This is a genomic window from Roseateles aquatilis, assembly GCF_002205645.1.
In the GTDB taxonomy this organism is placed as follows: Bacteria; Pseudomonadota; Gammaproteobacteria; order Burkholderiales; family Burkholderiaceae_C; genus Roseateles; species Roseateles aquatilis.
The window spans coordinates 1-19,541 of the sequence record NZ_NIOF01000008.1 but is presented as its reverse complement, the minus strand read 5'-3'; the positions used below and the strand labels follow the sequence as shown (position 1 = coordinate 19,541).

General features: G+C 67.6%; 15 protein-coding genes and 1 tRNA gene. 7 read left to right on the top strand and 9 right to left on the bottom strand.

The window, feature by feature from the left end; translation table 11 throughout:
• Positions 1-201: 201 nt before the first annotated feature.
• The gene (locus tag CDN99_RS17505) at positions 202-1,698 is read left to right on the top strand and encodes a zinc-ribbon and DUF3426 domain-containing protein (RefSeq protein ID WP_088386180.1); all 1,497 of its coding nucleotides are present in this window, start codon (positions 202-204) and stop codon (positions 1,696-1,698) included.
• A gap of 117 nt (positions 1,699-1,815) precedes the next feature.
• Here the strand turns inward: CDN99_RS17505 and CDN99_RS17500 are convergent, their stop codons facing one another.
• The 8 genes from CDN99_RS17500 to CDN99_RS17475 form a co-directional block, all read right to left on the bottom strand.
• On the bottom strand, positions 1,816-2,466 hold the full coding sequence (locus CDN99_RS17500) for a histone (protein ID WP_088386179.1): 651 nt from the start codon (positions 2,464-2,466) through the stop codon (positions 1,816-1,818).
• A gap of 15 nt (positions 2,467-2,481) precedes the next feature.
• The gene (locus CDN99_RS28315; protein WP_141100849.1) at positions 2,482-2,670 is read right to left on the bottom strand and encodes a hypothetical protein; all 189 of its coding nucleotides are present in this window, start codon (positions 2,668-2,670) and stop codon (positions 2,482-2,484) included.
• Between the two features lie 24 nt (positions 2,671-2,694).
• A complete protein-coding gene (locus CDN99_RS17495) occupies positions 2,695-3,867 on the bottom strand; it encodes a ribonucleotide-diphosphate reductase subunit beta (RefSeq protein WP_088386178.1) in 1,173 nt (390 codons plus the stop codon).
• Between the two features lie 387 nt (positions 3,868-4,254).
• The gene (locus tag CDN99_RS17490) at positions 4,255-7,182 is read right to left on the bottom strand and encodes a ribonucleoside-diphosphate reductase subunit alpha (protein WP_088386177.1); all 2,928 of its coding nucleotides are present in this window, start codon (positions 7,180-7,182) and stop codon (positions 4,255-4,257) included.
• Between the two features lie 806 nt (positions 7,183-7,988).
• The gene (locus CDN99_RS17485; RefSeq protein WP_088386176.1) at positions 7,989-9,638 is read right to left on the bottom strand and encodes a sigma-54-dependent transcriptional regulator; all 1,650 of its coding nucleotides are present in this window, start codon (positions 9,636-9,638) and stop codon (positions 7,989-7,991) included.
• A complete protein-coding gene (locus CDN99_RS17480; protein WP_238139575.1) occupies positions 9,628-11,307 on the bottom strand; it encodes a sensor histidine kinase in 1,680 nt (559 codons plus the stop codon). The genes CDN99_RS17485 and CDN99_RS17480 overlap by 11 nt, the downstream gene beginning before the upstream one ends.
• Before the next feature lie 17 nt (positions 11,308-11,324).
• Positions 11,325-11,621 (bottom strand): PP0621 family protein, encoded by a 297-nt coding sequence (locus CDN99_RS29350; RefSeq protein WP_238139574.1) that lies wholly within the window; start codon positions 11,619-11,621, stop codon positions 11,325-11,327.
• 60 nt (positions 11,622-11,681) lie between these two features.
• Positions 11,682-12,518, bottom strand: coding sequence for a cytochrome C assembly family protein (locus tag CDN99_RS17475; protein WP_088386174.1), 837 nt, complete (start codon positions 12,516-12,518; stop codon positions 11,682-11,684).
• A 46-nt stretch (positions 12,519-12,564) separates the two neighbouring features.
• Between CDN99_RS17475 and ffh the strand changes: the two genes are divergently transcribed.
• On the top strand, positions 12,565-13,974 hold the full coding sequence (gene ffh, locus CDN99_RS17470; RefSeq protein ID WP_088386173.1) for a signal recognition particle protein: 1,410 nt from the start codon (positions 12,565-12,567) through the stop codon (positions 13,972-13,974).
• 249 nt (positions 13,975-14,223) lie between these two features.
• On the opposite strand, the gene ftsY is transcribed toward ffh, so the two are convergent.
• A complete protein-coding gene (gene ftsY / locus CDN99_RS17465) occupies positions 14,224-15,513 on the bottom strand; it encodes a signal recognition particle-docking protein FtsY (RefSeq protein ID WP_088386172.1) in 1,290 nt (429 codons plus the stop codon).
• Positions 15,514-15,615: 102 nt separating this feature from the next.
• On the opposite strand from ftsY, the gene CDN99_RS17460 reads away from it, so the two are divergent.
• The 5 genes from CDN99_RS17460 (at position 15,616) to CDN99_RS17440 (ending at position 19,456) form a co-directional block, all read left to right on the top strand.
• Positions 15,616-15,692: transfer RNA gene (locus tag CDN99_RS17460), tRNA-Met, on the top strand.
• Between the two features lie 353 nt (positions 15,693-16,045).
• Positions 16,046-17,119, top strand: coding sequence for a hypothetical protein (locus CDN99_RS17455; RefSeq protein WP_141100848.1), 1,074 nt, complete (start codon positions 16,046-16,048; stop codon positions 17,117-17,119).
• On the top strand, positions 17,116-17,577 hold the full coding sequence (locus tag CDN99_RS17450; protein WP_088386170.1) for a hypothetical protein: 462 nt from the start codon (positions 17,116-17,118) through the stop codon (positions 17,575-17,577). Before CDN99_RS17455 ends, CDN99_RS17450 begins: the two co-directional genes overlap by 4 nt.
• On the top strand, positions 17,574-18,206 hold the full coding sequence (locus tag CDN99_RS28310) for a hypothetical protein (protein ID WP_141100847.1): 633 nt from the start codon (positions 17,574-17,576) through the stop codon (positions 18,204-18,206). Before CDN99_RS17450 ends, CDN99_RS28310 begins: the two co-directional genes overlap by 4 nt.
• A gap of 569 nt (positions 18,207-18,775) precedes the next feature.
• Positions 18,776-19,456, top strand: a complete 681-nt coding sequence (locus CDN99_RS17440; RefSeq protein WP_088386168.1) for a replication-relaxation family protein — start codon at positions 18,776-18,778, stop codon at positions 19,454-19,456.
• Positions 19,457-19,541: the final 85 nt, after the last annotated feature.

The following is a 19,541-nucleotide window of genomic DNA, read 5'->3' as shown; positions in this document are numbered from 1 at the left end:
CCGCCTGATCGTCGAGCCGCCGATCGGATGACCCGTCGAGCCCTCCGGCGCGCCTCGCGTGCCTCATGCGCTCCCCATCGGGCCGCCCCGGTTTGATCCGATGAACAGGCCCTTGCGGGCCATCGCGAGGAGGTGGCGGCGTGTCATTCCCCGCACGTTCGCAGCAAGGACTGACCCTGGCTTCGTGGCATCATCGCGCCCATGAATCTCGCGACCCGCTGCACCACGTGCGGCACCATCTTCCGGGTGGTGCAGGACCAGTTGCGCGTCTCCGAGGGTTGGGTCCGCTGCGGCCGCTGCGCCGAGGTGTTCGATGCACGCGAGCAACTATTCGACCTCGAACGAGACAGCCCGCCGCCCTGGCCGCCGCTGAGCGCCCCGGCCGAGCCGGCGCCGATCGCCCGATCACCGTCGGCCGAGCCGCCCTACCAGTCCTACCAAGGCCAGTTCCAGCCGAGCCAGCCCGCGCCCGCCTACGAACCGGCGCCGCCACCGCCGCTTTCGCCACCGTCGTTTTCACCGCCGCCGACCTTCGCGCCGGAGCCCCCTCCCCCGCACGAGGCGCGTGACGGCTGGCACGCCGACGACAACGGCTTGAACCCCTTCGCTCCGCCGCGTCGCATGGCCGACGAGGCACCGACGACCGCTGACGATCCGCGCCACGACGAGGCCGGCGCGCGCTTCGAAGCATCGGACCTCGACGGCCAGGCCCACGAGGAGCGGCGCGAGCCCTTCCTCGACGCACCGGCCGCGCCCGATCCGCGCTCACACCTGCCCGAACCCAAGGGCATGCGCTTCGAGGAAGACGAACTGCCACCGCCGATGGTCGACGACGACCGGCCGGACGTGACCTTCGCGCTGAGCCCGGCGATGGCCGCGCAGCTGGAGGCGAACGACCCGTCGATGGAGCCGACGACGTCGATGCTGGCGACCGACGAGGACGCGCTCATCGAATCGCACCTCGCGGCGAAGACCCGCAAGCCGCGTCGCTCGTGGAATCCGTTCAAGCGCTTCCGTCGCGCGAAGACGCCGTCGCCGCACGCCGCGGAGACCACGATGGCGGCGCTCGCCGCCGAGTCGGAAATGATGGCCGCCGTCGCATCGTCCGCGGCGGCGGGATCGGCCGTGGGGACGAGTACCCTGTCCGCGGCGGGATTCGACCCGTCGCTGAACTCACAGGCCCCGCTACCGAGCTTCATGCGTCAGGCCGAGTCGGCGCGGCGCTGGAATCGTCCCGGCGTCCGCATCGCGTTGGTCGGCGCGGCGACGCTGCTGGCACTGGGCCTGATGAGCCAGTTGCTGTGGCATGGCCGCGAAGCGATCGCCGCGCAGTATCCGGGCACGCGTCCCGCGCTGGCATCGGTCGCGCAGGCCCTGGGTCAGGAGCTCAAGCCCTGGCAGCACATCGAGGCCTTGAGCGTCGAGAGCAGCAGCCTCAATCCCGCGGGCGGCGGCAATCACTACCGCTTCAGCATCAGCCTGCGCAACCGCAGCAACTGGGACGTGGCGCAGCCCTGGGTCGACCTGAGCCTGACGGATGCGGCGGGCGCGCTGGTCGTGCGCCGCATGCTGTCACCGACGGAGATGCAGGCCGGGCGCGCCGCGCTGCCTGCGGGTGCCGACCAGCAGCTGCAACTGGTCTTCGATAGCGGCACGCAGAAGATCAGCGGCTACTCGGTCGAGCTCTTCTACCCCTGACCCGCGGCGGGCGCGCCGCGCGCCCGAGTCCCCGAGCACCAAAGAAAAAACCCGGCTTGCGCCGGGTTTCGAGGGGCTCGATCGACCGGACCTCGCGGTCCGGTCCACCGATCAAGCTCAGGGCTTGTTGCCAGTCGGGAAAGGCCACGCGGCTTGCGGGCTCAGCGCGGTCTTCGCAGCCGGGGCCGGCGCAGCGGCAGGCTTGGCAGCGGGAGCGGGCTTCGCAGCAGGCTTCTTCGCAGCAGCAGGCTTGGCAGCCGGCTTGGCCGCGGCGGCAGGCTTCGCGGCAGCGGCAGGCTTGGCAGCGGCCTTCTTGGCGGCAGGCTTGGCAGCCGGCTTCGCAGCAGCGGCCTTCTTGGGCGCGGCGGCCTTCTTGGGAGCAGCAGCCTTCTTGGCGGCAGCGGGCTTCGCAGCCTTGGCGGTACCACCCTTGATCGGCGGCTTCTTGGCGGCCGAGGCCTTCTTCGCCGGAGCAGCGGCCTTCTTGGCCGGAGCGGCCTTCTTCGCCGGAGCAGCCTTCTTGGCGGCGACGACCTTCTTCGCCGGTGCAGCCTTCTTCGCGGCGGCGACCTTCTTGGCCGGAGCGGCCTTCTTCGCCGGAGCGGCCTTCTTGGCAGCAGCGGCCTTCTTCGCCGGAGCAGCCTTCTTGGCGGCCGGGGCGGCCTTCTTCGCCGGAGCGGCCTTCTTGGCGGCCGGAGCCTTCTTCACGGCCGCAGCCTTCTTCGCCGGGGCCTTCTTGGCCGGAGCGGCCTTCTTCGCAGTTGCCATTTCAGTTCTCCTTGATCAAGTGGAAATAGCCCTGCCCGGCATCAACCGGTTGATGACGGTGCAGGTATTCATCGCCCACGACTCGCGGGAGTTGCGATCCGCGGTGCGGTGAATCGGGTTGCAATGCACGTCCGCCGCTTCTGCGTCGGTCGGTCGGTGCATCGCCAAGCTTGATCTCTTCTTCAACAAACCTTCAACAAACATGCTCCGAGGGTCGCTCTGCCGGGATCAATCCCAGGACAGGGCGCCGCCCGATTGGTATTCGATGACACGCGTCTCGAAGAAGTTGCGCTCCTTCTTCAGGTCGATCATTTCGCTCATCCACGGGAACGGGTTTTCCTCGTTCGGGAACAGCGCCTCGAGACCGATCTGGGTCGCGCGGCGGTTCGCGATGTAGCGCAGGTAGCCCTTGAACATCGCCGCGTTCAGGCCCAGCACGCCACGCGGCATGGTGTCCTCGGCGTAGCGGTATTCGAGCTCGACGGCCTGCTGGAAGAGCGCCTTGATCTCGGCGCGGAACTCGGGCGTCCACAGATGCGGATTCTCGAGCTTGATCTGGTTGATCAGGTCGATGCCGAAATTGCAGTGCATCGACTCGTCGCGCAGGATGTATTGGTACTGCTCCGCCGCGCCGGTCATCTTGTTCTGGCGACCCAGCGCCAGGATCTGCGTGAAGCCGACGTAGAAGAACAGGCCTTCCATCAGGCAGGCGAAAACGATCAGCGACTTCAGCAGCGTCTGGTCGTTCTCCGGCGTGCCGGTGACGAAGTTGGGATCCATGATCGCGTCGATGAACGGGATCAGGAATTCGTCCTTGTCGCGGATCGACTTCACCTCGTGATAGGCGTTGAAGATCTCGCTCTCGTCCAGGCCCAGCGACTCGACGATGTACTGGTAGGCGTGCGTGTGGATCGCTTCCTCGAAGGCCTGGCGCAGCAGGAACTGGCGGGCTTCGGGCGCCGTGATGTGGCGATAGGTGCCCAGCACGATGTTGTTGGCGGCCAGCGAGTCGGCGGTGACGAAGAAGCCGAGGTTGCGCTTGATGACGCGGCGCTCGTCCTCGGTCAGACCGTTCGGGTCCTTCCACAGCGCGATGTCGCGGGACATGTTCACTTCCTGCGGCATCCAGTGATTCGCGCAGGTGGCCAGATACTTTTCCCAGGCCCACTTGTACTTGAAGGGGACGAGCTGGTTGACGTCGGTCTGGCCGTTGATGATGCGCTTGTCGGCGACGTTGACGCGACGCGCGCTGCCGTTGTCGACGGTCGCGGAAGAGTCGCCGCTCATGCCTGCCGCGGAGACGGTGGCATCACGCGCAACTGCGGGAGTCGCTGCGTTGATCGTGGCGCCGTGTGATGGCGCATTGCTCGAGGGCTTACGGTCTTCTTCCCAAACCAGCATGGTGGTCTTCCTATGGTCGCGGATTATCGGAGTGTTGTGTTCAAACACAAAGGACTTCTTGACTTCGGCGCCGCTTCGCTGTTGCTGGTCCGCATCGCAATCGCATGCGTGGGACCGTGTGCCGCGCGCTTCTTGTCGAGCGCGGTGCCGCGCTTGCGATGAGCACGGCGTGGGTCGGAGCGGCTGTCCGATCAAGCGTTCATCGATCGCTCACGAGGCTCGACGAAAAACTCGCCGATCGTCGAGAACATCGATGAACACTCGCATCGCGAGCGTTCGGCGCGGCGGACCGAGGTCCCCGCGCCGCTGGTTTTCACGAGTCTTGTCGACCTCGCCGGACCGCGGACCTTGCCGCAAAAACTGCAAGGTCCGTCGATCGAGTCGTCATCACTGGCAGGCTTCGCAGCCCGGATCGTCGATGGCGCAGAACTTCACGTCGGTGGCCGGCGTGACGTCGTCGATCGACGACACCGCGCTCGGCGCCGGGGCCGCGATCACCGGTGCGATCGCGGCCGGCGCGGCGCTGATGCCGCCGGCCGAGCTGCTCACCGAGTTGAGCTGACCCGAGTTCTGCACGGTGCTCTTCTCGGCATGCGTCGCGCCCATCGTGCGCAGGTAGTAGGTGGTCTTCAGGCCACGCTGCCACGCCAGCTTGTAGGTCTCGTCCAGGCGCTTGCCCGACGCGCCGGCCATGTAGATGTTCAGGCTCTGCGCCTGGTCGATCCACTTCTGGCGGCGCGCGGCGGCTTCCACCAGCCACACGGTGTCCACCTCGAAGGCGGTCGCGTAGAGCTGCTTGAGCTCTTCCGGCACGCGGTCGATGCGGCGCAGCGAGCCGTCGAAGTGCTTCAGGTCCATGACCATCACGTCGTCCCACAGACCCAGCTTCTTCAGGTCGCGGACCAGGCACTCGTTCACCACGGTGAACTCGCCGGACAGGTTGGACTTGACCGACAGGTTGCCGAAGCAGGGCTCGATCGACGCGTCGACGCCGATGATGTTGGAGATCGTCGCCGTCGGCGCGATCGCCACGCAGTTGCTGTTGCGCATGCCGTCGCGGGCGATCTTGGCGCGCAGCGCGTCCCAGTCCAGCGTCGACGAGCGGTCCACGTCGACGAAGCCGCCGCGCGCCTCGGCCAGCAGGTCGAGCGAGTCGATCGGCAGGATGCCGCGGTCCCACAGCGAGCCGCGATAGCTGCTGTAGCGGCCACGCTCGGCGGCCAGGTCGGTCGAGGCCCAGTAGGCGTGATAGCAGACGGCTTCCATCGAGCGGTCGGCGAAGGTCACCGCCGCGTCGGAGGCATATGGCACGCGCAGTTGGTACAGCGCGTCCTGGAAGCCCATGATGCCCAGGCCGACCGGACGGTGGCGCAGGTTGGAATCACGCGCCTTCTTGACGGCGTAGTAGTTGATGTCGATGACGTTGTCCAGCATGCGCATCGCCGTGGACACCGTCTTCTTCAACTTGGCCTGGTCGATCTCGCCGTCCTTGATGTGCTGGGCCAGGTTGACCGAGCCGAGGTTGCAGACCGCGATCTCGTTGTCGTTGGTGTTGAGCGTGATCTCGGTGCACAAGTTGGACGAGTGCACGACACCGACGTGCTGCTGCGGGCTGCGCACGTTGCAGGCGTCCTTGAACGTGATCCACGGATGGCCGGTCTCGAACAGCATCGTCAGCATCTTGCGCCACAGGTCGCGGGCCGGCATGCGCTTGTAGAGCTTGAGCTCGCCGCGGTCGACCTTGGCCTCGTAGGCCTCGTAGGCGGTCTGGAACGCCTTGCCGAACAGGTCGTGCAGGTCCGGGCAGGTGGACGGGCTGAACAGCGTCCAGTCGCCGCCTTCGAGCACGCGCTTCATGAACAGGTCGGGAATCCAGTTCGCCGTGTTCATGTCGTGGGTGCGGCGGCGATCGTCGCCGGTGTTCTTGCGCAGCTCGAGGAATTCCTCGATGTCCAGGTGCCACGTCTCCAGATAGGCGCAGACGGCGCCCTTGCGCTTGCCGCCCTGGTTCACGGCGACGGCCGTGTCGTTGACCACCTTCAGGAACGGGACCACCCCTTGCGACTTGCCGTTCGTGCCCTTGATGTGCGAGCCCAGCGCACGGACCGGGGTCCAGTCGTTGCCCAGGCCGCCAGCGAACTTGGACAGCAGCGCGTTTTCCTTCAGCGCCTCGTAGATGCCGTCCAGGTCGTCGGCCACCGTCGTCAGGTAGCAGCTGGACAGCTGCGAGCGACGCGTGCCGGAGTTGAACAGCGTCGGCGTAGAGCTCATGAAGTCGAAGCTCGACAGCACTTCATAGAACTCGATGGCGCGCGCCTCGCGGTCGATCTCGTTCAGCGCCAGGCCCATGGCCACCCGCATGAAGAACGCCTGCGGCAGTTCGATGCGGGTGCCGTCGACGTGCAGGAAGTAGCGGTCGAACAGCGTCTGCAGACCCAGGTAGTCGAACTGGAAGTCGCGCTCCGGCTTCAGGGCGGCGCCCAGCCGGGCCAGGTCGTACTGCTGCAGCTTCTCGTCCAGCAGCTCGGCCTGCACGCCCTTCTTGACGAAGCCGGGGAAGTACTCGGCGTAACGCGTGGCCATGTCGGCCTGCGTCGCTTCCTCGCCCAGGATCTCCTTGCGGATGGTGTGCATCAGCAGGCGGGCGGTGGCGCGGGTGTAACCGGGGTCCTTCTCGATCAGCGTGCGGGCGGCCAGGATGGCGGCCTTGTAGACCTCGTCGATCGGCACGCCGTCGTACAGGTTGCGCTTGGTCTCGGCCAGGATCGGGTCCGGCTTGACGTCGGCGCCCAGGCCTTCGCAGCTCGACACGATCAGCGCCTGCAGCTTGTTCAGGTCCAGCGGGATGCGCACGCCGTTCTCGGTCACCGAGATGCCGGACTCCAGCACGGCGGCCTGCTGCTGCTCGCCCTGGCGCTGGCGCTCCTGCGCGCGACGCTCGCGGTACAGCACGTAGGCGCGGGCCACTTCATGGTGACCGCCGCGCATCAACGCCAGCTCGACGTGATCCTGCACGTCCTCGATGTGGAAGGTGCCGCCGCCCGGACGCGAGCGCAGCAGACCGCGCACCACGGCGTCGGTCAGCGCGTCGACGGTCTCGCGCACGCTGGCGGAGGCCGCGCCGCTGGTGCCGTGCACCGCGAGGAAGGCCTTCATCATCGCCACGGCCACTTTGCTGGGCTCGAAGTGCACCACCGCGCCGTTGCGGCGAATGATCTGGTGGGACGGGAAGCCGCCCGAGGCGGCGATGGCGGACTCGCGGGGAGCCTGCGCCAGGCCCGCTTCGGCGGTCGATGTGGCGGCGACAGTCTGCATGGGATCCTCGTCTGTTCTGGTGTCGTGAAACAAAAAAAGCTTCGCCCGGCCCGGCGTTTCGAAGGGCCCGACGTATCAGGGGGTCAGGTGGTGCTCGCGATGCTGCGGATGCGCCCGGGCTTGTTGGACGGCGGCCTTCGGCAAGATCGCCGGAGCCGTCGACAAGACTTCTGTTGGAGCATTCATCGCGGTGTTTGCGAAGGTGCGCAGGATAGCATGCAAAACACTATATCTAGGGTCCAGGACACCTTCAAGCAACTACCGCTAGCGTCGTCACGCTTGACGCCCGATGCCCGCTCCGCTAGCGGAAACGCGTGACGGCGCACAGGTCCGATGGATTCGCGCATCCCGTCAACAGCGCCAGGATTGGCGCGGGCTGGCGGCATGAATCGTCCGCGAGAGCCCATGACTGCTGCGGTCCGCGCGATGGCGGTTTGATGACGGTGCCGCCCGCTGTCCCCGGGGATCAGGACAAGCCCCACCTAGGACCTACCCGGAGGCCGCACCACGGTTGTGGACAACGGTCGCAATGCGCGCGGCGATGGCGTCGGGGCGTACGTTCGCGGGGTTGGCAACTGCCAGTCGCCAACTGGCGTGAAGGTTGGCGAGACCCCCGCCGGCGCGTCGTCGCGCGGGCTTTCCACGAGGCCTGGAGGCGCCCTCCTGGCCCCCCCCCAATGCCTCATTCCGGCCCCAGGTTGGTGACGGCTCCATGCGGACATGCCATGCCATGCCGTGCCGTGCCGTGCCGTGGCGTGGCGTGGCGTGCGGTGCGGTGATGCGCTGGGCTGGCTGGGAGTTGCGAATCAGCCCTCGTCGCCGCCGACCGAGATCGACAGCCGCGCCATCCGGTACCGCATCTGACGCAGCGACAGTCCCAGGCTCGCGCCGGCGGCGGTGCGGTTGTTGCGGTGCTGCGCCAGCGCCCGCAGCAGGATCTGTTTCTCGACCTCGTCCAGGTAGGCGGCCAGGTCGTCGGGCAGCGGCGCGCCGCCGCGCGCCTCGGGCGGCAAGGCGGCGCCCAGCGCCGGATCGAGCGCGCCGAAGGCGGACTCGGACGTCGCGTCGTCGGGGCCGAGCACGATGTCGGGCAGGCCGAGGTCGGACAGCTCGATGCCGTCGCCGCCGGACAGCGCCAGCGCGCGATGCAGCAGGTTCTCCAGCTCGCGCACGTTGCCGGGGAAGCTGTAGCGCGACAGCGTCGCCAGCGCGGCCGGCGTCAACTGCGGCACCGGCGACACGCCGGCATCCGCGGCGATGCGCTGCAGGATGCGCGCGCTGATCGGCGGCAGGTCCTCCATGCGCTCGCGCAGCGGCGGCACGCGGATCTGGATGACGTTGAGCCGGTAATACAAGTCCTGCCGGAAACGGCCGGCCGCGACCTCCGCCGCCAGGTCCTTGTGCGTGGCGCTGAGCAGGCGCACGTTGACCGGCATCTCCGCCACCGCGCCCACCGGCCGCACCGAGCGCTCCTGCAGCGCCCGCAACAGCTTGGACTGCATCGCCAGCGGCAGGTCGCCGATCTCGTCCAGGAACAGTGTGCCGCCGTGCGCGGCCTGGAAGAAGCCCTCGCGGTCCTCGGTCGCGCCGGTGAAGGCGCCCTTGCGGTAACCGAAGAACTCGGCCTCCAGCAACTGCTCGGGGATCGCGCCGGAGTTCACCGCGACGAAGGGCTGCGGACGACGCGCGCTGACGTCGTGGATCGCGCGGGCGACCAGCTCCTTGCCGGTGCCCGACTCGCCGTTGAGCAGCACCGGCGCCATGCTGCGGGCGACCTTGCCGATCAGCTCGCGCACCTGGCGCATCGGCGCCGAATCGCCGACCAGACGGTCCAGCGCCGAGGTCGACCCGGTCAGCGGCGGCGCGGCGCGCGGCTTCGCGGCCGGCGCCTTGCGCGACTCGGCCGCGGACGCCTCGGCAGCCTCGGACGGCGCGTCCTCCGACGCGGAGGGCGACATCGCGCCTGTCGCCGGCGCCGGGGAGGTCGGGGATGCGGCGCCTGACGCGGGCGGGGACGCGCCTGGCTCGGCGGCCGCCGCGGCCCGCGCCGTGGCGGCGCCGCGCGACGCGGTCTCCTCCGTCTTCGGCGCCCGGCCCAGCGCGGACGCGACGACCATGCGGAATTGCCGCAGGTCGACCGGCTTGGTCAGGTAGTCGTACGCGCCGGCCTTCAGCGCCTCGACCGCGTTCTCGGCCGAGCCGTAGGCGGTGATGACCAGCGCGCGTTCGCCGCGGCCCTGCTGCTCCAGCCAGCGCAGGATGTCCAGGCCGCTGCCGTCGGGCAGGCGCATGTCGGTGATGACCGCGTCATAACGGCGCGCGCCGAGCAGCTCCAGCGCGTCCTCGACGGTGCCGGCGCAGTCGAGGGTGAAACCCTCGCGCAGCAGCGTCATCTCGTAGAGGGTGCGCAGGTCGGGCTCGTCGTCGACGACCAGCAGGCGGGGATCAGCGCTCATGGGATTCGAGGGAGGGAGGGACCAGGCGCGGCAGCAGCACGCGGAATTCGTTCAGGCCGGCGTCAAGCCGGTGATAGTCGATGCGGCCGCCGTAGCGCTCGCAAAGCTCCCGGCAAATGTACAGGCCGAGACCCGAGCCGCGGCTGCGCGTCGAGAAGAACGGCTCGAAGAGATGACGTTCGACCTCCGCCGGGATGGCGTCCGCGTGGCTCAGCACCGACAGCCGAACCCATTCGCCCTCTTCCACCAGTTGCACGCGCAGCGATCCCGCGCCGGGATGCGCATGGCGCAGGCCGTTGTCGAGCAGGTTGATCAGGATGCGGCGCAGGTGTTCGGGGTCGAAGCCGATCAGCGGTGAGTCGCGCTCGATCTCCAGCCGCAGCGGGTTGGCGTCGCCGCCGGGCAGGCGCTGCGTGGCGGCCCAGTCGGCACAGTACTCGCGCACCAGCGGCGCGACGGCCAGCGTCAGCGTCACCGGCGCGATGCCGGGCGCGACCTCCATCACATCGTCGACCAGCCGCTTCAGGCGCTCCACGTTGGAGGCCACCATGCGCGTGAGCTGCTCCAGCCGCGGGTCCTGCGCGTGATCTTCGGCGAGCAGCGCGTTGGCCTGCGCGATCGCGGTCAGCGGGTTGCGGATCTCGTGCGCGATGCCGGCCGACATGCGGCCCATCGCGGCCAGCTTCTCCTGGCGGTTGCGGGCCTCCAGCAATCGGTTGTCTTCGAGGAAGAGCACGCACAGGTCGTCCCCGTCCAGCGGCCGCAGCGTGAAGCGCATCCGCACGCGCAGCGAGCGCTGCGAGCCGCGACCGAAGTCGAGCAGCAGGTCGCGGCCGGCCTCGGGCCAGGGCGCGCCGGAGAAGGCCTGCTCGATCGCGCGCAGCAGTGGCAGCCAGGCGGTCGTGGTGTCGAGCCGGAACGGCCCCGCGCGCAGCGAGGCGCCTTCGGTCAGCAGCGTCCGCGCCGCCGGATTGGCGGTGCGCACCAGGCCGCGACGGTCGGCGACGATGACGCCCTCCTCCATTTCCTCGATGACGAGGCGGTTCAGGTCGGCCTGCTGGCGCGCGTACTCCAGGCTGCCGCGCGCGGCGCGTTCCTCGCGGGCCAGACGGCCGGCGATCTCGTTGGCCAGCAAGGTGACGACGAACAGCCCGCACCCGAGCAGCCCGGCCTGGCTGATGCGCAGGCCGCCATCGTGGCCGTTCAGCACCGCCCAGGCGGACACCGACAGCAGCACCAGGCTGGGCAAGGCGGCGCAGGCCAGCGCGCGCAGGCGCGGCTGCAACGCGCCGGCCATCAACGCCGGCATGAAGAACAGCGCGCCGAAGCTGCCGCCCGGGTCCTGGATCTGAAGCAGGCTGAACAGCAACAGGTCGACGCCGATGCTGGAGGCGAACTGGCTCGGCGTCAGCCCGGCGCGGTCCTTGGACGGCGTCTCGGCGCCGCCCCCGAACCAGCGCGGCAGCAACCACGCCAGCACGACCTGGACGCCATAGATCAGCGAGAACAGCGCCGCCCAGGTCGTCGGCCGGGAGCCCATCAGCCCGGCGATCGACTGCGTCGCGAGCAGCGCCAGACCGAGCGCCGCCCGCGCGCCCATGAACGCGCGGTAGAGGCGCTGAACGGTGCTGGCGCTGATGGCGCCCTGCGACGTGTCGGAGTTGGGCATGCGTCGGGCCGGTCGCGTCAGGACCGCCCGGCGTCGTCGCGGCCCACGCTCGCCCGGGCCGCCTCGGCCGCTTCCAGGCGGGCCTCGTGACTGGCGCGGTGCGCGGCGGTGCAGAACTGGCCGCCCCGGCCAGGCAGCGCCTCGCTGGCGGGCAGGTGCGCGCCGCACTCGGTGCAGCTCACCATCGGCTCGAGGCCGCGCTGGGGCGGAGGCGGCGGGCGCTGCGCCTCCCGCGGCGCGGGGCGGCCGCGCTTGAAGCCCAGCACGAAGGCGATCACCGCCAGGAGGACGATCCAGAAGAGCAGCTTGATCACGATGCGGGCGCGGTCGACGAAGGAGAAAGGGGAAGGAAGGCCATGATCATCGGCGCCGCGTCAATGCGTGCCGCCGCGTTGCAGGACCACCTCGAGCACGAAGCGCGAGCCTGCGTAGGACAGCAGCAGCAGCGCCGCGCCGAAGTACAGCCAGCGCGTGGCGCGCCGGCCGCGCCAGCCGAAGATGCGGCGCCCGGTCAGCAGGCCGGTCAGCACGACCCAGCCGAGCACCGCGAACAGGGTCTTGTGATCCCAATGCCATTGCGGCGTGAAGGCCCAGCCCAGCACCAGCGCCACCGACAGCACGCACACGCCCGCGCCGACGAACTGGAAGGTCAGCCGCTCCAGCCGCAGCAGCGGCGTCCCCAAGGCCGGCGCGCCCTGCCCCTTCTGGCCGCGCATCTGGCGCTCGGCGCGGTTCAGCATGATCGCGTGCATCACCGCCACGCCGCACAAGCCGTAGGACGCCAGGCCCATCGCCCAGTGCAGCGGCGCCAACGGGGAGCCGGCCTGCGGCCGATATTCGCCGGGGAAGGCCCAGGCCAGCAGCATCACGGCCAGGCCGAACAGGCTCAGCAGCCGCTGCGCCGATGGCAGCGGCAGGAAGCGGCTCTCGACCAGATAGACGCCGATGACCAGCCACAGCGTCATCGACAGCGACGGCGCGAAACCGAAGCGCGCCGCGTGGCCGCCGGCCACCGGCGCGGCGCCGATGCCGGCGATGTCCACCACCAGCGCCGCCAGGTGCAGCAGCCACGCCAGCACCAGCACCGCGCGCCAGGTTCGCGGCCGGCGGTGGGCCCAGGCGGCGGCCACGGCATAGGCCGCGGCCCCCGCCGCGCTGAGGGCGGCCAGGAGCAGGCCGCTGTGCTCTCCGGAGGCGAACGATAATGTCATCCTCAAAGTGTAATGACGCGCGCCCGCTCTCGCGGGCGCTCCAACGATGGCATCCACCCTGACCGATCGACTGAGCCGCCTCGTCAAGACGATGCGTGGCCAGGCCCGCATCACCGAGACCAACGTGCAGGACATGCTGCGCGAGGTCCGCATGGCGCTGCTGGAGGCCGACGTCGCGCTTCCGGTGGTCCGCGACTTCGTCGCGCGCGTGAAGGAGAAGGCGCTGGGCCAGGAGGTGGTCGGCTCGCTGAACCCCGGCCAGGTGCTGGTGTCGGTGGTCCACAAGGAACTGGCCGCGACGATGGGCGAAGGCGTCGCCGACATCAACCTCGCCGCGCAGCCGCCCGCCATCATCCTGATGGCCGGCCTGCAGGGCGCCGGCAAGACGACGACCACCGCCAAGCTCGCCAAGCACCTGATCGAGAAGCGCAAGAAGAAGGTGCTGACGGTCTCGGCGGATGTCTACCGCCCCGCCGCCATCGAGCAGCTCAAGACGGTGACCCGGCAGGCCGGCGCAGAGTGGTTCCCGTCCGCGCCGGACCAGAAGCCGCACGACATCGCGGTCGCCGCGATCGATCACGCCAGGCGCCACTTCTTCGACGTGCTGCTGGTGGACACGGCCGGCCGGCTCGCGATCGACGAGGCGCTGATGGCGGAGATCCGCGATCTGCACGCCACGCTGAAGCCGGTCGAGACGCTGTTCGTCGTCGACGCGATGCAGGGTCAGGACGCGATCAACACCGCCAAGGCCTTCAAGGAAGCGCTGCCGCTGACCGGCATCGTGCTGACCAAGCTGGACGGTGACTCTCGTGGTGGCGCGGCGCTGTCGGTGCGGCAGATCACTGGCGCGCCGATCAAGTTCGCCGGCGTGTCCGAGAAGATCGACGGCCTGGAAGTCTTCGACGCCGACCGCCACGCCGGCCGCGTGCTCGGCATGGGCGACATCGTCGCGCTGGTCGAGGAAGTGCAGAAGGGCGTGGACGTCGAGGCGGCGCAGAAGCTGGCCGAGAAGCTCAAGTCCGGCAGCGGCTTCGACCTGAACGACTTCCTGGCGCAGATCTCTCAGATGAAGAAGATGGGCGGGCTGTCCGGCCTGATGGACAAGCTGCCCACGCAGATGACCGCCGGCAAGGGCGGCCCCGCCGACATGGACAAGGCCGAGCGCGACATGAAGCGCATGGAAGGCATCCTCAACGCGATGACCGCCAAGGAGCGCCGCCAGCCCGCACTGCTGATGGACGGCAAGACCAAGGCCAGCCGCAAGCGCCGCATCGCCGCGGGCGCCGGGGTGCAGATCCAGGAGGTCAATCGCCTGCTGAATCAATTCGATCAGATGCAGGGGATGATGAAGAAGATGAAGGGCGGCGGCCTCATGAAGATGATGAAGCGCATGGGCGGCATGAAGGGCCTCAAGGGCATGATGGGCGGCGGCGGGCCTGGTGGCCTGGGGATGTGATGCCGCGCGCGGCGCTGACCTTGTCAGGGCGCTGAAGCTGAAGCAACGAAGGGCTTCCCTGGGGAAACCCTTCTGCTTTCGGGGACCGTCCACCTTCAGGGGACCATCGACCTTCGGGGGGCCGCCCTCCTGCGCCGGCTTTTGCGTTGGCCGCTGAGGCATGGGGCCCTTGCCCGCGCAAGAACCCCATGCCCCACCGTCCCCGATCACCGCCGCATGCCGCGGTTTGGGGACCGAGGACTTTGGGGCCTATTCCAGCAGGGCTTGCGCGAACTCGCGCGCGTCGAAGGTCTGCAGGTCCTCCAGCTTTTCGCCGACGCCGATGAAGTAGACCGGCACCGGCCGCTCGCGCGCGATCGCCGCCAGCACGCCGCCCTTGGCGGTGCCGTCCAGCTTCGTGACGATCAGGGCCGTCAGGCCCAACGCGTCGTCGAAGGCCTTGACCTGCGTCAGCGCGTTCTGGCCGGTGTTGCCGTCGACGACCAGCAGCACCTCGTGCGGCGCGCCGTCCTGGGCCTTGCCGATGACGCGCTTGATCTTCTTGAGCTCTTCCATCAGGTGGAGCTGCGTCGGCAGGCGGCCGGCGGTGTCGGCGATGACGACGTCACTGCCGCGCGCCTTGCCGGCGACGACCGCGTCGAAGGTCACCGCCGACGGATCGCCCCCTTCCTGGCTGACGATCTGCACACGGTTGCGATCGGCCCAGACCGACAACTGCTCGCGCGCGGCGGCGCGGAAGGTGTCCGCGGCGGCCAGCAGCACGTTGGCCTCGGCATCGGCCAGATGGCGCGTCAGCTTGCCGATGCTGGTCGTCTTGCCGGCGCCGTTCACGCCCACCACCATCATCACCGTCGGCGTGTGCTCGCCGATCACCAGTTGACGCTGCAGCGGCTGCAGCAACTCGGTCAGCGCCTCCACCAGCAAATGACGAACCGCGGCGGGATCGGTGGCCTTGGCCTCCTTCACACGACGCTTCAGGTCGTCGAGCAGGAACTCGGTCGCCTTCACGCCCGCGTCGGCCATCAGCAGCGCGGCTTCGAGTTCCTCATACAGCGCGTCGTCGATCTGCGTGCCGGTGAAGACCTGCGCGATGCTGGAGCCCGTCTTGCGCAGCCCCTGGCGGAGCTTGTCCATCCAGCTTTTGCGCGGCGCGGGCTCGGGCGCGGCTTCCACCACCGCCGGAGCGGCCACGACGGCCGGGCTCGGCGTCGGCGCCTTCACGGGCACTGGCGCGGCGATCGCCGCCGGGGACGGCACGATGGCTGGAGTGGAGGCCGATGCCGGCGTGGGCGCTGGTGTGCGCGCCGATGTCGGCACGGCCACGGGAGCGGCTGCGGGCACCGGCGCCGGAGCCGCGACCGGCGCGGGGGTCAGGACTTGCGGCGGCACCGGTGCGGGGATGGGCGCGACAGGCGCGGGCGCTACGGTGGCGGGCGGACTGGGCTCGACGGCAGGAGCCGGAGCAGGCGCCTCCACGGGCGCGGCGGGCGTGGGTTCGGAGGAGCCGAAACCGAGTTTTTTCTTGAGGAAGCTGAACATGGAGGATCGAGACGGACTCGCGCGCCGAACTTTTTGAATGCCGAGCTTCGGCGGGTGCTTGCATTGTCCGCGAAAACTTTGCTATAGTCGCTGTCTTCGCAAGGCGCTTTAGCTCAGTCGGTTAGAGCGACGGAATCATAATCCGCAGGTCCGGGGTTCGAATCCCTGAAGCGCCACCAAACAAAGTCCTTGTGCCCCGTGCACTTAGACGAAAAAGCCACCCTAGCGGTGGCTTTTTTCTTTGCGCGACTGAAGGCGATGTAAGGGCGCATGTAAGACCGTTTGCTCCGCCGCGTGACCAGGACAAGTTGCAGCTAAATCTCTGATCGCGCACGGCCACTCATAGGCAAGCATGCGAGAGACCGACACCTCTGGTGTGTCGTAGCGAGAACGCGGGCCGGCTACGAGTCGCCAACGAGAAGCACCCTGTCTTACACTTTGTCTCAGTCTCCCCGCTGCCCCTGTGCGTCAGTGCCTACTGATGACGCAGGCCGGTTTGCTGGTAAGGAAGACGGACAACACAGGGACGGTCTTGGAATTCTTCGATCCGATTCGGGCACGCTTGCCCTTTCCGTTGATGCAAGAGCACTGCTCCATCAACAATCTACCGACAGCACAGGGCTGGGACAAGCTTCTGGTGAAGCTTGAAGAAGAGATTCAGATCAGCGCCGCTCGGTCCGCGCAGATTGACCAGGCTCTTGCCACGATCTTCCGCGAAACCATTTCAGTCGGCACGCGCGCGGTCAAGGTCTTTCGACTTCCACCTGACGAGGCGCCACTGATAGCCGCTCGTTTGGCAGAGTTCGCGCCCGAGGATTCGCCATTCATGGCGACCTACCCCAGGCCCATTGATTCGAACGAACTGGCTGTTATGCCGGCTGGGGTGTTCCTTTGTGACGTCGGCCGGCCAGAGCAGGACGGCTCTACGACGCTAGTCTTCTGCGGTCGAAGGATTCTGGAGGAGCGCGAAGCGCGTACGCGAGCACAACTCGGGGACGCCGCAGTGAACCAATTCGGCTGGGGGCAGTACGACGAGTTTGTGTTCGTACGCCGTCGCTATGTCCAAAGCTTCGAGATTGTCCGTGTCGACGTCACCAGGGCATTGCTTGAACTCCGTGTGGAAGACCATTCAGGCGTGGACTCAGGCAGCGCCCTAGAGCAATTGCAGGTCAAGGTGAATGGCCTGCTAGCGCCGCATTTTGGGATGCAGCTCCAGCTCGTCAACCCCATCAATCTGTTTCCGGCGATCAAGGCCCTCTACGATGACCAGGCCGCTGGCATCGTTGTCGAGCTGGGATTCACGACAGATACAGGCTCATCGAAACACGAAAAGATGAGGAGTAGCCGCGCCGACCTTCGCCTGGAGCAGTTTCACGTCGGCGGCAAGGCAGCTGTGAATGGTATTCTGACCCCGTTCCGGGTTGCGGTACGCTGGGCCGAGGAAGGGCAGCGCACCCAAGAAGAGGTGCTTTTGCCCGGAAGCATTCGGATGCTAGGCAGCGCGCACCCCTACCTCGATCACATGGTCTTGTCTGGCGCACTTACTGAGGCCAAGATGCAAGCCACGTTGCAACGCGTTGTGGATCATCTGCCCGCCCCGGAATGACGCACACACTCGCTGACACCATCGCCGAAGTGAATCATGTCTTCGCGCCAGATCGGCGTGAAGGGCAGGTGTGTGCGTTCGTCTTCCATCGCCTGAGTCAACTTCACGAACATTTCGACAGTGTCACGCTCGGGTCGGTTGCCATAGAGCTTGGTTGGGCGGATGACCGCGAAGGCGCGACGGCCATTGCAAGAGCTTTGGACTATCTCGCGTACGGTACGGTCCCCTTGCTTGAGCGTCGATTTCAGCTTTGGTCCCAGCACCAAACCGGCGAAGTGTTGGAGGCACCGGTGTGCGAGTTGTCCGACGCAGACATACGAAGCGCGCTGGAGACGCAATCTCTTATCGACCCGAGCACCGGCGAATCAGTTGCCGACTTCTTGAATCGCGTGCAAGTTGTGTATGTTGTTACGCCCTTGGCTCACGAGCTTGCGGCCAAGGAAAGGGCTGATTCTTGAGCAGCCTCCGCGATCACCTACAGGCATGCGGGCAAGACGAGTTGCTTGCACAGCTGCGCCGCCTCGCCCCAGTCAGCTACGAAGAGTTTGTCAGCACACTCTACGAAGACTTGGATCAGCTCATTGGCCTCGTCGAGGCGGACGCCAAAGACTTCCAGGACGCATCCGAGGATGAGTTGAATAGAGAGCTGGTACGGCTGCTCAATGCGCGCTTTTATGCCGCAAGTCATGACCACGACGAAGGCGGACACGTTGATGTCCGTGTCAGATCACGAGATGGTCGCTTTTCATGGTTGGCAGAAGCCAAGCTCGACAACGGCCCCGCCTACCTGTCCAAGGGTGTTGACCAGCTTACCGAGCGATACGTGCGAGGGACGCCTGGACATCACTGTGGAGGCTTCTTGGTTTATGTACAGAAGGCGCGGTGCGCTGAGCGCTTCGCGACCTGGCGGCAGCACCTCGCAGCAAACGCCAGCAGCTTCGAAGACCTGACAGTTGAAGACTGCAAGAGCCGACAAGGGTTGGCGTTTTACAGCGAGTTTGTGCTGCCGAGGTTGGGGACTGGCGTCCCGAAGTACCGCATACGCCACATAGCCGTAACCGCCTTCCGAGAAGCCAACGCGCCGTAAGCTGTCCGCCGCCAACAGCGGTCGGCGGCGACTTTTCTCGACGCGAACGTTGAATCAGCACAGGTGGGTGCCGCGTTGCATCCGGAGGGCAACGCGGGGCCAGGGCGTCCAGCCCGCAGCCCGCGAGCGCGCATCCGCCCCAAGCGGATCAAGTGAGCGCGGGGGGAGCCGACGCGCGCTGGTGGCCCCAGCCTCCAGAGTTCCGCCCACGGAACGGCAGCAAGTTGGGGGGCGCAGCCCCGGCGCCCAGCGCAGCGCGCGGGCATCCTGGCCGAGTCAAGCATCGCGCAGACCGCTGGCGAGAGCCAGCGCCAGCGACGCGTCCAGCGGCAAAGGGCGGGCAGGATGCCCGCGCGCGAAGCGCGGCGCCCGTATTCCGGGACACAGGCAGCGTCCAGCTGACTGAGCCGCCGGCCCGCCGTCCAGGCGGGCGAAGAGGCGGCGCTGACATGCCGCGTCAGCGGCTTCGCTCCACCCGTTCGCCTCCTGGCGTACGGGGGTGCGAACACCTCGGTGTCATGATCCGAGCTCACCCTATACCGAGATGTCGAAACCACGATTGACATCTCATGCCCGCGAAGGACGGTCGGCTTATCGGCCAAGAAAACGAGGTGAAGGTGCTTCGCGCCCTTCACCGCTTTGGCTGGCTGCGCACGCGCGACCTGGCCGCATTGGTGTGGCGCCCATGGGAGACCGCACCCACCAACGCGCCAGACTTGACGCCACTTGTGCCCAGCGCCTCGCACTGGCGCATGGCGCAGCGCACGCTGCGCCGCCTGGTTAGGGATCGGCTGGTGCTCAAGGCCAACGGGCCTGATGGCAGCGTGATCTACACGTTGGCCGAAGCCGGCGCAGCGCGCCTGCGCCACATCGGCATCCCTGCCTCGTCAGGGAAGGACTTGGTGAGGCGATCCAGCGCCAACCAGTTCCGCCATCGCTGCATCGCAAACGAGGTTGCAATCGCAGGGATTGCTACCGGTTTCCGCGTCTCGACCGAACGCGAGGTCGCCCAAGGCCGCTGGCCAGGCGGCGATGCAGGGATCGCAGAGAAGAAGCCCGACGTGCTGCTGCAGGGTAATGGACAGGTCTGGTGGATTGAGGTCGAGCGCAGTCGCAAGAACCAGAAGGACTACGCCAACCTGTTGCAGTGGCTCACCAAGATTGGTCGAGGCACGATACACGCCGCCGAGGCCGTCGCCCCCGGGAAGGGACTCAGCTGGGGCGGGATTGAATCGCCCCGGATTTCCTAGACACCCGTGAGCCGTTGGGAATGGCGTCGTTCGAACTCGACCGGCGAAGTGTCGCCTGCGGTGCCGTGGCGCCGCTTGGGGTTGT

Bases quoted from the DNA above. Each gene is read 5' to 3' on its own strand.
- CDN99_RS17490 (WP_088386177.1), bottom strand. From the start codon at position 7,182: ATGCAGACTGTCGCCGCCACATCGACCGCCGAAGCGGGCCTGGCGCAG.
- CDN99_RS17485 (WP_088386176.1), bottom strand. From the start codon at position 9,638: ATGAGCGCTGATCCCCGCCTGCTGGTCGTCGACGACGAGCCCGACCTG.
- ffh (WP_088386173.1), top strand. From the start codon at position 12,565: ATGGCATCCACCCTGACCGATCGACTGAGCCGCCTCGTCAAGACGATG.
- CDN99_RS28315 (WP_141100849.1), bottom strand. From the start codon at position 2,670: ATGTTTGTTGAAGGTTTGTTGAAGAAGAGATCAAGCTTGGCGATGCAC.
- CDN99_RS17480 (WP_238139575.1), bottom strand. From the start codon at position 11,307: ATGCCCAACTCCGACACGTCGCAGGGCGCCATCAGCGCCAGCACCGTT.
- CDN99_RS17495 (WP_088386178.1), bottom strand. From the start codon at position 3,867: ATGCTGGTTTGGGAAGAAGACCGTAAGCCCTCGAGCAATGCGCCATCA.
- ftsY (WP_088386172.1), bottom strand. From the start codon at position 15,513: ATGTTCAGCTTCCTCAAGAAAAAACTCGGTTTCGGCTCCTCCGAACCC.
- CDN99_RS17505 (WP_088386180.1), top strand. From the start codon at position 202: ATGAATCTCGCGACCCGCTGCACCACGTGCGGCACCATCTTCCGGGTG.
- CDN99_RS17475 (WP_088386174.1), bottom strand. From the start codon at position 12,518: ATGACATTATCGTTCGCCTCCGGAGAGCACAGCGGCCTGCTCCTGGCC.
- CDN99_RS17500 (WP_088386179.1), bottom strand. From the start codon at position 2,466: ATGGCAACTGCGAAGAAGGCCGCTCCGGCCAAGAAGGCCCCGGCGAAG.
- CDN99_RS17450 (WP_088386170.1), top strand. From the start codon at position 17,116: ATGACGCACACACTCGCTGACACCATCGCCGAAGTGAATCATGTCTTC.
- CDN99_RS17440 (WP_088386168.1), top strand. From the start codon at position 18,776: ATGCCCGCGAAGGACGGTCGGCTTATCGGCCAAGAAAACGAGGTGAAG.